An 11,964-nucleotide genomic window follows, 5' to 3' on the forward strand; every position below is an offset into this window, starting at 1 on the left:
CGTTTTCAGGTAGCCTTCATTCAGTTCAATGCCGCGATTACAGCAAATCTTTCACGCCGTCGCGCTCTTCTTCCAGCTCTTTCAGCGTCAGATTGATGCGCTCTTGACTGAAGCCGTCGATTTCCAAACCTTGCACGATTTGGTATTCGCCGTTCTCGCAAGTAACCGGAAAACCGAACATCACACCTTCGGGGATGCCGTAAGAGCCGTCGGAAGGCACGCCCATGGTGACCCATTTACCGTTGCTGCCCAACCACCAGTCGCGGATGTGGTCGATGGCGGCGTTGGCGGCAGAAGCGGCGGAAGACAGGCCGCGCGCTTCAATAATGGCGGCACCGCGTTTGCCCACGGTGGGCAGGAACACATTGGCGTTCCATTCTTGGTCGTTGATCATGTCTTTCACGCTCTCGCCGTTGATGGTGGCGAAGCGGTAATCGGCATACATGGTGGGCGAGTGGTTGCCCCACACGCACAGTTTTTCGATGTCGCCCACGGCTTTGCCAGTTTTCTCGGCAATCTGGCTGGCGGCACGGTTGTGGTCAAGACGCAGCATGGCGGTGAAGTTTTTCGCCGGCAGATCGGGCGCAGACTTCATGGCGATGTAGGCATTGGTATTGGCCGGATTGCCCACCACCAATACTTTCACATTGCGGTCGGCCACTTTGTTTAGGGCAGCACCTTGTACGGTAAAGATTTGCGCATTGGCCTGCAGCAAATCGGCACGCTCCATGCCCGGCCCGCGCGGACGGGCACCCACCAAAATCGCCACTTGCGCATCTTTGAAAGCCACTTCGGGATCATCGGTGGCCACCATGCCGGCCAACAACGGGAAGGCGCAGTCCTGCAATTCCATCATCACGCCTTTTACTGCGTTTTGCGCTTGCGGCAGGTCGAGCAGTTGCAAAATCACCGGCTGGTCTTTGCCCAGCATTTCGCCGCTGGCGATACGGAACAACAGGGCATAGCCGATTTGGCCGGCCGCGCCGGTAACGGCTACGCGAACAGGTGCTTTCATGTTTTTCTCCTGAAGAAAATAAATAGAGTGAGCGCCGCCCGAAAACGGGAACACGGCCGGCCGACATACAGCTTGCCGCATCCGGCTGCCGGGCAGAGAACTGTCGGGCATCAGAACAATGCCGAGGACGGGGCATCATATCAAATATTTTCACATATTTCCCCGGAAACCGTGATTTTTGTACAAACTGCCGCAGAACCTTTCCTAGAAAACAATCCGAACAGATTGATAAGTATCAAAAAAATGAAAAACCATATTTTTCCGCCAGTCTTATATAAGACTGGGTTTTACTTTACAAACGAAGCTTGTACAATGCCGCGCATGCCGAAATCCCCAGCAGACACCTTGCCGCTTTACAAACAGGCGGAGCTTTACATCAGCGGTCACATCCGCTCGGGCCGCTGGGAAACCGGCACCACCCTCCCCAGCGAGTGGGATTTGGCCGCAGAAATCGGCGTCAGCCAAGGCACGGTGCGCAAAGCCCTATCCAATATGACTGCACGCGGTGAATTGCAACGCCAACAGGGCGTGGGCACTTTTGTGACCGGCCTCAACCCCGAGTGGGGCGCCTTCCCCCTGCACGACGAGCATACCCGCCGTCGCAATCTGTGGCCGAAACAGGAAATCCTCAGCATTGCCGCGGCCAATACGCCGCCTGCCGTCCGCCACAATTTGCAGCTGGCTGCGGGCGAGCGGATTTGGTATGTGCAGTCGCTTTGGCGCAACGGCCACCAAACCGTTGCTTACGACGAAGCCTGGCTGCCCCTGCCGCTTTTACCCGACCTCAACCGCTTGCAGTTGGAAAGCCGGATGGGCATTTACCAATTATTGGCGGCCGAATACGGTTTTATGCTGGATCCCGCCCCCACCCTGCTCTTTTCAGGTAGCCTGGATGCGGAAACCGCCGCCAAATTGAAAAGTACGCCCTATACACCTGCCATCCGCTGCGAACGCATCAGCCAGAGTGGTAAACGCATTTTGGAATGGCGCCGCCGTTTTATGCTGTTGGAACATACGGCACTGATTTTGCCTGCTTCTACCTAGTTGTTATTGGCCTGCAAAGCAGCAGGCTACCTGAAAGCACAGACGGATAACCTCCTTTATCCTCTATCGCTTAACATTTAAAAAATAAATCTTATCGTTTGTTTGCGCGATCGATAAAAACTGTTCAATGCCGTGTAAAACAGTTAAAGTACGGCCTTGGATGATGTTCGGCCTGCGGGCCGCCTATTTTGGTTTTGGGTGCCGGTTTTTCCGGTTTTTTTCGATGTTTTAAAGGATTATGTTGTCATGCAGACAAACAGACCTGTGTTCTTGGATCTGCCCAGTATCCGCCTGCCGATACCTGGGATAGTGTCTATTTTGCACCGCATCAGCGGCGTGCTGCTTTTTGTCAGCCTGCCGCTATTATTGTGGCTATTCGCCGGCACGCTGGGCAATGCCGAAGCTTATGAAACCTACCGCGCCTTCGTCGGCCACCCGCTGGTGAAACTCGGCCTGATCGTTTTGCTGTGGGCCTATCTGCACCACGCCTTGGCCGGCATCCGCTTCCTGCTGCTGGACGCCCATAAAGGTTTGGCGCTGCAAACCGCCCGCTTGACCGCCAAACTGGTGTTTGTCACCGCCTTGGTATTGACTGTGATTTTGGGGGTGGTGTTATGGTAAACCGTAAACTGGCCGGCGCCCATTACGGCCTGCGCGACTGGGCTATGCAGCGCATTACCGCTGTGCTCATGCTGATTTATACCGTTGCCTTCGTGGTGTTCCTGCTTTGCCTGCCCAAAGGGGAAAGCGGCCATCTCGCCTGGCAGGCGTTCTTTGCCCAAACTTGGGTGAAAATTTTCACCCAAACCACGCTGATTGCCTTGCTCCTGCATGCCTGGGTGGGCATTCGCGATTTGTGGATGGACTACATCAAACCGTTCGGGCTGCGTCTGTTTCTTCATGTGGCCACCATCGTGTGGCTGGTTGTGGCCTTGATTTATTCTGTTAAAGTGATTTGGGGGTTGGTATGAGTTTTCCTGTTCGCAAGTTTGACGCCGTAATCGTAGGCGGCGGCGGGGCAGGTCTGCGTGCCGCCCTGCAGGCCTCTAAAGCCGGCTTGAATACCGCCGTTTTGTCTAAAGTATTTCCCACCCGCTCGCACACCGTTGCGGCCCAAGGCGGCATCTCCGCCTCTTTGGGCAATGTGCAGGAAGACCGCTGGGACTGGCACATGTACGACACCGTCAAAGGCTCCGACTGGCTGGGCGACCAAGACGCCATCGAATTCATGTGCCGCCGCGCACCGGAAGCCGTGATTGAGCTGGAGCACATGGGCATGCCTTTCGACCGCGTGGAAAGCGGCAAAATCTACCAACGCCCGTTCGGCGGCCACACCGCCGAACACGGCAAACGCGCAGTGGAACGCGCTTGCGCGGTGGCCGACCGTACCGGCCACGCCATGCTGCATACGCTCTATCAACAAAACGTGCGCGCCAACACCCAATTCTTTGTGGAATGGACCGCACTCGACCTGATCCGTGACGAGCAAGGCGACGTCGTCGGCGTTACCGCCATGGAAATGGAAACCGGCGATGTTTACATCTTCCACGCCAAAGCCGTATTGTTCGCCACCGGCGGTGCCGGCCGTATTTATGCATCCTCTACCAATGCCTTCATGAACACCGGTGACGGTTTGGGCATTTGCGCCCGGGCCGGCATCCCCTTGGAAGACATGGAATTCTGGCAATTCCATCCCACCGGCGTGGCCGGTGCCGGCGTCTTGATTACCGAAGGCGTGCGCGGCGAAGGCGGCATTCTGCTCAACGCCAACGGCGAGCGCTTTATGGAGCGTTACGCGCCAACGGTGAAGGACTTGGCTTCCCGCGACGTGGTGTCGCGCGCCATGGCAATGGAAATTTACGAAGGCCGCGGCTGTGGTCCGAAAAAAGACCACGTTCTGCTGAAAATCGACCACATCGGCGCCGAGAAAATCATGGAAAAACTGCCGGGCATCCGCGAGATTTCCATCCAGTTTGCCGGCATCGATCCGATTAAAGACCCGATTCCGGTGGTGCCCACCACCCACTACATGATGGGCGGCATTCCCACCAACTACTTAGGCGAAGTGGTGGTGCCCCAAGGAGACAACCCCGAAGTGGTGGTAAACGGCCTGTACGCCGCCGGCGAATGCGCCTGCGCCTCCGTACACGGCGCCAACCGCTTGGGCACCAACTCTTTGCTCGACTTGGTCGTATTCGGCAAATCGGCCGGCGACAGCATGGTGGCATACGTCCGCAGCCAAGAAAACTGGAAAGACCTGCCCGCCAACGCAGGCGAACTGACCCGCCAACGCTTGGATCGCCTGAACAACCAAAGCGGCGGCGAGAACGTCGATGCCCTGCGCAATGAGTTGCAGCGCACCGTACAGCTGCATGCCGGTGTATTCCGTACCGATGCCATCTTGAAAGAGGGCGTAGAAAAAGTGCTGGCTTTGGCCGAGCGTGCCAAGCGCACCGAAATTCAAGACAAGAGCCAAGTTTGGAACACCGCCCGCATCGAAGCGCTGGAGCTGGACAACCTGATGGAAGTGGCCAAAGCCACCCTGATTTCCGCCGAAGCCCGCAAAGAATCGCGCGGCGCCCATGCTTCCGACGACCACCCCGACCGCGACGACGACAACTGGATGAAACACACCCTGTTCCATCCCGAAAACAACAGCCTGTCCTATAAACCGGTTCATACCAAACCGCTCACAGTAGAGTACATCGAGCCGGCCAAACGGGTTTATTAAGGCGCAAAGGAACACAACACCATGGAAAAAGTACGTTTCAAAGTGTACCGCTACAATCCCGATGTGGATGCCAAGCCGTACATGAAAGACTATGAACTGGAAATCGAGCCTACCGACGTCAAACTGTTGGATGCCATCGTCAAACTCAAAGCGCAAGACGACAGTTTGTCGTTCCGCCGCTCCTGCCGCGAAGGCATCTGCGGCTCCGACGGCATGAACATCAACGGTAAAAACGGCTTGGCCTGCCTGACCGACATCCGCAGCCTCAAGCAGCCCATCGTGCTGCGCCCCCTGCCCGGCCTGCCGGTCATCCGCGACCTGATCGTGGACATGACCCAGTTCTTCAAACAGTACCACTCCATCAAACCGTATGTGGTGAACGACACCCCCGCGCCCGAGCGCGAACGCCTGCAAACTCAGGAAGAGCGCAAAGAGCTGGACGGTTTGTACGAGTGTATTTTGTGCGCCTGCTGCTCGACGGCCTGCCCCTCATTCTGGTGGAACCCCGATAAATTCGTCGGCCCCTCCGGCTTGTTGAACGCTTACCGCTTCATTGCCGACAGCCGCGACACCATCACCAACGAGCGTTTGGACAACTTGAACGACCCCTACCGTCTGTTCCGCTGCCACACCATCATGAACTGCGTGGACGTGTGCCCCAAACACCTCAACCCCACCCGCGCAATTGGCAAGATCAAAGAAATCATGCTAAAACGTGCCGTATGAGTGCTTTTGACGACACCGCCAAACGCCGTATCCGTTTTCTGACCCGCCGCGGGCTGCTTGAGTTGGATATTGTGCTCGGGCGGTTCATGGCCACAGAATTTGCACACTTGAGCGACGCGGAGCTGGCCGTTTTTGTCGATATTTTAGATCTGCCCGACCAAGTGTTTCTCGCCTTGGTCAACGGCAAAGAGCAGCCCGACAACCCGGCTTTTCTGCCGCTGCTGGAAAAAATCCGCCAAGCCTAAAGCCGAAGCGGCTGAGCCTGTTAACAGGCTTCCACGGCTCCCGTTTCCACGCTGCCTTTCAGGTAGCCCAAAACCAACCCATCAAGCATAAATTAAATAAGGAGTAACCAGAGATGTCGAATCACATTACCTTGCAAGCCGAGGGCAAAGAAACACTGGAACTGCCCGTACTGGAAGGTACGCTGGGACCCGACGTCGTAGACATCCGCACCTTCACCAAAGGCACCGGCATGTTTACCTTCGACCCCGGCTTCGTGTCCACCGCCAGCTGCGAATCGAAAATTACCTTTATTGATGGCGACAAAGGCCAGCTTTACTACCGCGGCTACCCCATCGAACAGCTGGCCGAACACAGCGACTATCTGGAAACCTGCTATCTGCTGCTCAACGGCGAACTGCCCAGCGCCCAGCAAAAAGCGGAATTCGAACACACCGTTTCCAAACACACCATGGTTCACGAACAGCTGACCTGGTTCTTCCGCGGCTTCCGCCGCGACGCCCACCCGATGGCCATGATGGTCGGCGTGGTGGGCGCGCTGGCCGCGTTCTACCAAGACAGCCTGGACATCAACGATCCCAACCACCGCCGCATCGCCGAATACCGTCTGATCTCCAAGATTCCGACCATCGCAGCCATGTGCTACCGTTACTCCAACGGCCTACCCTTCAACTTCCCGCGTAACGATCTTTCCTACACCGCCAACTTCATGCACATGATGTTCGCCACCCCGTGCGAAGATTACGAGCCGAACCCGGTGCTGGTGCGCGCCTTGGACCGCATCTTCATCCTGCACGCCGACCACGAACAAAACGCCTCCACCTCCACCGTGCGTCTGGCCGGCTCTTCCGGCGCCAACCCCTTCGCCTGTATCGCCGCCGGCATCGCCTGCCTGTGGGGCCCGGCCCACGGCGGCGCCAATGAAGCCGTGCTGAAAATGCTCGACGAAATCGGCGACGTTTCCCGCGTAGCCGAATTCATGGAAGGCGTGAAAGAGCGCAAATACCGCCTGATGGGCTTCGGCCACCGCGTGTACAAAAACATGGACCCGCGCGCCGCCATCATGAAGCAAACCTGCGACGAAGTGCTGGGCGAACTCGGCCTGCAAGACAGCCCGAAATTCAAACTGGCCATGGAGCTGGAAAAAATTGCCCTCAACGACCCTTATTTCGTAGAGCGCAAGCTGTACCCCAACGTAGATTTCTACTCCGGCATCGTTCTCTCCGCTTTGGGCATTCCGGTCTCCATGTTTACCGTTATCTTCGCCTTGGCGCGCACCGTGGGCTGGATCTCCCACTGGCACGAGATGATTGCCGACCCGAACCAAAAAATCGGCCGTCCGCGTCAACTCTACACCGGCGCCACCCGCCGCGACTACGTTCCGGTAGATCAACGCTAAACACGCCGTCAGGCGTTTCAGGTAGCCTCTTCATCCGCCGGGAGGCTACCTGAAAGAACACAACAATAAAGCATCACAGAGAGAGGGTTATGTTTGCAGGCAGTCAGAATGCCAAATTCCGACACCAGGCAGCGCATTGCCCTTTTTTGCTAACCACCATAAAGGTTTATCAGCCATGATGAAAGACAAAGCTGACCTGTCGTATCTATTCGGCTCCAATGCTTCATACATCGAAGAATTGTACGAAGCCTACCTGAATGCACCCGATTCGATAGACAGCCACTGGAAAACATACTTTGACCAACTGGCCGCCCAAGCAGGTTATGCCGCCAAAGACATCGCCCACCGCCCGATTCAGGAATCGTTCGCCAACCTGAGCAAACAAAAACAAAGCGTGGCCGCCAAAGGCGGGGTGGATTTCAACCTGATGCAGAAACAGGTATCCGTACTGCGTCTGATGTCTGCCTACCGCGTGCTCGGTTCCCGCGCCGCCAAGCTCGACCCGCTGCAGCGCAAAGGCCGCGAATACCTGCCTGAACTCGACCCCAAAACGCACGGCTTGAACGATGCCGATATGGCGGTGCAGTTCAGCGTGGGCGGCAATTTTTCCGCCAGTGACAAACTGCCCTTGTCCGAAATCATCAGCAAACTGCAGCAAACCTACTGCGGCACCGTGGCCGTGGAATACATGCACATCACCCGCTCCGAAGAGAAGCACTGGGTGCAAAACCGTATCGAGGGCGACCTCTCCACGCCCCGTTTCAATGCCGACACCAAACGCCGCATCCTGAAGCAGATCACCGCCGCCGAAACCTTGGAGCGCTACCTGCACACCAAATACGTCGGCCAAAAACGCTTCTCGCTGGAAGGCGGAGAAAGCACCATCGCCGGCCTGAACCACCTGATCCATGCCTCCACCGCCCAAGGCGTGGAAGAAATTGTGATCGGCATGGCCCACCGCGGTCGCCTCAATGTGTTGGTGAACACCTTAGGCAAAGAACCGCGCGTACTGTTCAGCGAATTCGAAGGCAAAATCGCCACCCAGCTGGCCAGCGGCGACGTCAAATACCACATGGGCTTCAGCTCCGACATCCCCACCGACAACGGCCCGGTGCACATTTCCCTGGCCTTCAATCCCTCCCACCTCGAAATCGTCAACCCGGTGGTGGAAGGTTCCGTGCGTGCGCGCCAACGCCGCCGCGGCCCCGAAGGCCGCCGCCAAGTGATGCCCGTGCTGATTCACGGCGACTCCGCTTTCATCGGCCTGGGCGTAAACCAAGCCACCTTCAACCTGTCGCAAACCCGCGGCTACTCCACCGGCGGCACCGTCCACATCGTCATCAACAACCAAATCGGCTTCACCACGTCCGACACCCGCGATACGCGCTCTACCCTGTATTGCACCGACATCGCCAAAATGATCGACGCGCCGATTTTCCACGTCAACGGCGATGACCCTGAAGCCGTCTGCTACGTGATTCAGGTAGCCCTGGACTACCGCATGAAATTCGGCAAAGACGTGGTGATCGACTTGGTGTGCTACCGCAAACTGGGCCACAACGAAGGCGACGACCCCTTCCTGACCCAGCCCATGATGTACAAACAAATCGCCAAGCATCCCGGCGCCCGCGCCCTGTACGCCGACCGCCTCATAAAAGAAGGCGTGATCACCGCCGCCGATGCCGAAGGCTACATCGCCGACTACCGCGCCGCCTTGGACAAAGGCGAACACGTCGAGCAAACCCTGCTCACCGACTACAAACGCAAACACGCGGTGGACTGGACCCAATACCAAGGCTCCCATTGGAACCAACCGGTGGACACCGCCCTGCCCGCCGCCGACATCAAACGCCTCACCGCCACCTTCACCGCCCTGCCCGAAGGCTTCACCGCCCACAACACGGTGAAAAAACTGCTGGAGGCGCGCCGCGCCATGGCCGCCGGCGAGCAGCCTGCCGACTGGGGCATGGCCGAAACCTTGGCCTACGCCAGCTTGGTCACCAACGGCCACGGCGTACGCATTTCCGGCGAAGACTCCGGCCGCGGCACCTTCTCACACCGCCATGCCGTGCTGCACGACCAAAACCGCGAGAAAAGCGACGACGGCGCCTATGTGCCGCTGCGCAATATGAGCGACCACCAAGCGTCCTTTATGGTGATCGACTCCATTCTGAATGAAGAAGCGGTGCTGGCTTACGAGTACGGTTTTGCCTGCTCGGCCCCCGACCAGTTGGTGATCTGGGAGGCCCAGTTCGGCGACTTCGCCAACGGCGCACAAGTGGCGATCGACCAATTCATCGCTTCCGGCGAAACCAAATGGGGCCGGCTGTGCGGCCTGACCGTCATTCTGCCGCACGGCTACGACGGCCAAGGCCCGGAACACTCCTCCGCCCGCCTCGAACGCTGGCTGCAACTGTGCTCCGAGCACAATATGCAGATCGTGATGATGTCCGAAGCCTCGCAAATGTTCCACGTGCTGCGCCGTCAGGTTTTGCGCCCCTACCGCAAACCGCTGGTGATTTTCCTCTCCAAACGCCTACTGCGCTTCAAAGACGCCATGAGCCCCTTGAGCGACTTCACCGAAGGCAGCTTCCGTCCGGTCATCGGCGATACCGTCAGCGGCCGCGACGAACAAGTCAAACGCGTGATCCTGTGCGCCGGCCAAGTGTATTACGACCTGAAAAAAGGCCGTGAGGAGCGCGGTTTGGAGCAAGACATCGCCATCGTGCGCGTGGAACAGCTCTATCCCTTCCCCTATGAAGAAGTGGCTGCCGAATTGAGCCGCTATCCGAACGCCACCGAAATCATGTGGGCACAGGAAGAGCCGAAAAACCAAGGTGCGTGGTACCAAATCCGCCACCGCATCGAAAGCCTGAGCACCGACAAACAGCGCGTTACCTTCGCCGGCCGTCCGGCCAGCGCTTCGCCCGCCGTCGGCTACATGAGCAAACACATTGCCCAGCTGCAGGCCTTGGTAGAAGATGCCATGAAGCTGTCTTAAAGCCACGAGGCTACCTGAAAACCTGTTCAGGTAGCCTCCCGAACACCCCGCCACATTCATAACACCAAGGAAACATCATGATTATCGAAGTAACCGTTCCCATGCTGCCCGAAAGCGTGACCGAAGCCACCCTGATGACCTGGCACAAAAAAGTCGGTGATTTCGTCGAGCGCGACGAAAACCTGATCGACTTGGAAACCGACAAAGTCGTGCTGGAGCTGCCCGCCCAACAAGCCGGCGTCATCGTGGAAATCATCGAGCAAGACGGCGCCGTGGTGACCGCCAACCAGCTGATCGCCAAAATCGACACCGCCGCCACCAAGAGCGAAGCCGCTCCGGCCGCCGCTGCCGCTCCGGCCCAAGCAAGTGCCGCCGCCCCGACCGCGTCCAGCAACGCCCAAGCCGGCGTGGCCATGCCCGCTGCCGCCAAACTGGCCGCCGAAAAAGGCGTGGACATCAGCAACGTGGCCGGTTCCGGTCGTGACGGCCGCGTGCTGAAAGAAGACGTACAAAACGCCGCTGCACCCAAAGCCGCCGCACCGGCCGCCGCTGCCGTACCCGCCGGCGAGCGCATCGAACAGCGCGTGCCGATGAGCCGCCTGCGCGCCCGCGTGGCCGAGCGCCTGCTGCAATCGCAAGCCGAAAACGCCATCCTCACCACCTTCAACGAAGTCAATATGAAACCGGTGATGGACCTGCGCAACAAATACAAAGAGAAGTTTGAAAAAGAACACGGCGTGAAGCTGGGCTTCATGTCCTTCTTCGTCAAAGCCGCCGTGGCCGCACTGAAAAAATTCCCGGTGGTCAACGCCTCCGTGGACGGCAACGACATCGTTTACCACGGCTACTTCGACATCGGCATCGCCGTTGGCAGCCCGCGCGGCCTGGTGGTGCCCATCTTGCGCGATGCCGACCAAATGAGCATTGCCGAGATTGAAAAAACCATCGCTGACTTCGCCGTCAAAGCCAAAGACGGCAAACTGGCGCTGGAAGACCTCACCGGCGGCACCTTCAGCATCACCAACGGCGGCACCTTCGGCTCCATGATGTCCACCCCCATCATCAACCCGCCGCAATCCGCCATTCTCGGCATGCACGCCACCAAAGAGCGCGCTGTGGTGGAGAACGGCGAAATCGTGGTGCGCCCGATGATGTATCTGGCCCTCTCTTACGACCACCGCATCATCGACGGCCGCGAAGCCGTGCTCACCCTGGTTACCATCAAAGAGGCCTTGGAAGACCCGGCCCGCCTGATTTTGGATATCTAATCCCATCCAATAAGGCTACCTGAAAACCGCCAAGGGCTTTCAGGTAGCCTTTTCGCTTCTATCCGATTTCAAACAGGCCGACACCGATGAACGACACCACCACCGTCCACCTCTTTACCGACGGCGCCTGCAAAGGCAACCCCGGCCCCGGCGGCTGGGGCGTGCTGATGCGCTACGGCCGGCACGAAAAAGAGCTTTACGGCGGCGAAGCCCACACCACCAACAACCGCATGGAGCTCACCGCCGTCATCCGCGGCCTCGCCGCCCTCACCCGCCCCTGCCGCGTAACCATTTATACCGACTCGCAATACGTGAAAAACGGCATGGAGAGCTGGATACACGGCTGGAAAAAAAACGGCTGGAAAACCGCCGCCAAACAAGCCGTTAAAAACGCCGAGCTGTGGCAGCAGCTCGACGAACTGGTGGCCCGCCACCAAGTCAGCTGGACTTGGGTGAAAGGCCATGCCGGCCACCCCGAGAACGAACGTGCCGACCAACTGGCCAACCTCGGCGTGCAAGAGACTGGCTGAACAGCCG

Annotated in this window: 11 protein-coding genes; 10 read left to right on the forward strand and 1 reads right to left on the reverse strand. The window is 58.1% G+C overall.

What is annotated here, in order from left to right:
• Window positions 1–37 precede the first annotated feature (37 nt).
• A complete protein-coding gene (locus H3L94_RS06750; RefSeq protein WP_182121395.1) occupies window positions 38–1,015 on the reverse strand; it encodes a malate dehydrogenase in 978 nt (325 codons plus the stop codon).
• A gap of 321 nt (window positions 1,016–1,336) precedes the next feature.
• Here H3L94_RS06750 and H3L94_RS06755 point away from each other — a divergent pair, with 321 nt between their 5' ends.
• From H3L94_RS06755 to rnhA, 10 genes are all read left to right on the forward strand, one after another.
• Window positions 1,337–2,059 carry a GntR family transcriptional regulator gene (locus tag H3L94_RS06755; RefSeq protein WP_244958725.1) on the forward strand — a complete coding sequence of 241 codons (723 nt, stop codon included), beginning with the start codon at window positions 1,337–1,339 and terminating at the stop codon, window positions 2,057–2,059.
• A 246-nt stretch (window positions 2,060–2,305) separates the two neighbouring features.
• Window positions 2,306–2,680: a succinate dehydrogenase, cytochrome b556 subunit gene (sdhC, locus tag H3L94_RS06760; RefSeq protein ID WP_040660024.1), complete on the forward strand. Its 375-nt coding sequence runs from the start codon at window positions 2,306–2,308 to the stop codon at window positions 2,678–2,680.
• Window positions 2,674–3,030: a succinate dehydrogenase, hydrophobic membrane anchor protein gene (gene sdhD, locus H3L94_RS06765; RefSeq protein ID WP_009118266.1), complete on the forward strand. Its 357-nt coding sequence runs from the start codon at window positions 2,674–2,676 to the stop codon at window positions 3,028–3,030. The genes sdhC and sdhD overlap by 7 nt, the downstream gene beginning before the upstream one ends.
• On the forward strand, window positions 3,027–4,790 hold the full coding sequence (gene sdhA, locus H3L94_RS06770; protein WP_182121397.1) for a succinate dehydrogenase flavoprotein subunit: 1,764 nt from the start codon (window positions 3,027–3,029) through the stop codon (window positions 4,788–4,790). Before sdhD ends, sdhA begins: the two co-directional genes overlap by 4 nt.
• Before the next feature lie 21 nt (window positions 4,791–4,811).
• Window positions 4,812–5,516 (forward strand): succinate dehydrogenase iron-sulfur subunit, encoded by a 705-nt coding sequence (locus H3L94_RS06775; RefSeq protein WP_009118268.1) that lies wholly within the window; start codon window positions 4,812–4,814, stop codon window positions 5,514–5,516.
• On the forward strand, window positions 5,513–5,761 hold the full coding sequence (locus tag H3L94_RS06780; protein WP_009118269.1) for an FAD assembly factor SdhE: 249 nt from the start codon (window positions 5,513–5,515) through the stop codon (window positions 5,759–5,761). The genes H3L94_RS06775 and H3L94_RS06780 overlap by 4 nt, the downstream gene beginning before the upstream one ends.
• 113 nt (window positions 5,762–5,874) lie before the next feature.
• Window positions 5,875–7,158: a citrate synthase gene (gltA, locus tag H3L94_RS06785; protein ID WP_182121398.1), complete on the forward strand. Its 1,284-nt coding sequence runs from the start codon at window positions 5,875–5,877 to the stop codon at window positions 7,156–7,158.
• A 175-nt stretch (window positions 7,159–7,333) separates the two neighbouring features.
• On the forward strand, window positions 7,334–10,159 hold the full coding sequence (locus H3L94_RS06790) for a 2-oxoglutarate dehydrogenase E1 component (RefSeq protein ID WP_182121399.1): 2,826 nt from the start codon (window positions 7,334–7,336) through the stop codon (window positions 10,157–10,159).
• A 77-nt stretch (window positions 10,160–10,236) separates the two neighbouring features.
• Window positions 10,237–11,427 (forward strand): 2-oxoglutarate dehydrogenase complex dihydrolipoyllysine-residue succinyltransferase, encoded by a 1,191-nt coding sequence (odhB, locus tag H3L94_RS06795; protein WP_182121400.1) that lies wholly within the window; start codon window positions 10,237–10,239, stop codon window positions 11,425–11,427.
• Between the two features lie 86 nt (window positions 11,428–11,513).
• Complete coding sequence (rnhA, locus tag H3L94_RS06800; protein WP_182121401.1) at window positions 11,514–11,957, forward strand: ribonuclease HI; 444 nt, start codon at window positions 11,514–11,516, stop codon at window positions 11,955–11,957.
• Window positions 11,958–11,964 lie beyond the last annotated feature (7 nt).

The organism is Neisseria shayeganii (assembly GCF_014054965.1).
GTDB lineage: Bacteria > Pseudomonadota > Gammaproteobacteria > Burkholderiales > Neisseriaceae > Eikenella > Eikenella shayeganii.

Excerpts from the sequence above, each read along its gene's own strand:
- H3L94_RS06750 (WP_182121395.1), bottom strand. The coding sequence starts at position 1,015 with ATGAAAGCACCTGTTCGCGTAGCCGTTACCGGCGCGGCCGGCCAAATC.
- H3L94_RS06755 (WP_244958725.1), top strand. The coding sequence starts at position 1,337 with ATGCCGAAATCCCCAGCAGACACCTTGCCGCTTTACAAACAGGCGGAG.
- sdhC (WP_040660024.1), top strand. The coding sequence starts at position 2,306 with ATGCAGACAAACAGACCTGTGTTCTTGGATCTGCCCAGTATCCGCCTG.
- sdhD (WP_009118266.1), top strand. The coding sequence starts at position 2,674 with ATGGTAAACCGTAAACTGGCCGGCGCCCATTACGGCCTGCGCGACTGG.
- sdhA (WP_182121397.1), top strand. The coding sequence starts at position 3,027 with ATGAGTTTTCCTGTTCGCAAGTTTGACGCCGTAATCGTAGGCGGCGGC.
- H3L94_RS06775 (WP_009118268.1), top strand. The coding sequence starts at position 4,812 with ATGGAAAAAGTACGTTTCAAAGTGTACCGCTACAATCCCGATGTGGAT.
- H3L94_RS06780 (WP_009118269.1), top strand. The coding sequence starts at position 5,513 with ATGAGTGCTTTTGACGACACCGCCAAACGCCGTATCCGTTTTCTGACC.
- gltA (WP_182121398.1), top strand. The coding sequence starts at position 5,875 with ATGTCGAATCACATTACCTTGCAAGCCGAGGGCAAAGAAACACTGGAA.
- H3L94_RS06790 (WP_182121399.1), top strand. The coding sequence starts at position 7,334 with ATGATGAAAGACAAAGCTGACCTGTCGTATCTATTCGGCTCCAATGCT.
- odhB (WP_182121400.1), top strand. The coding sequence starts at position 10,237 with ATGATTATCGAAGTAACCGTTCCCATGCTGCCCGAAAGCGTGACCGAA.
- rnhA (WP_182121401.1), top strand. The coding sequence starts at position 11,514 with ATGAACGACACCACCACCGTCCACCTCTTTACCGACGGCGCCTGCAAA.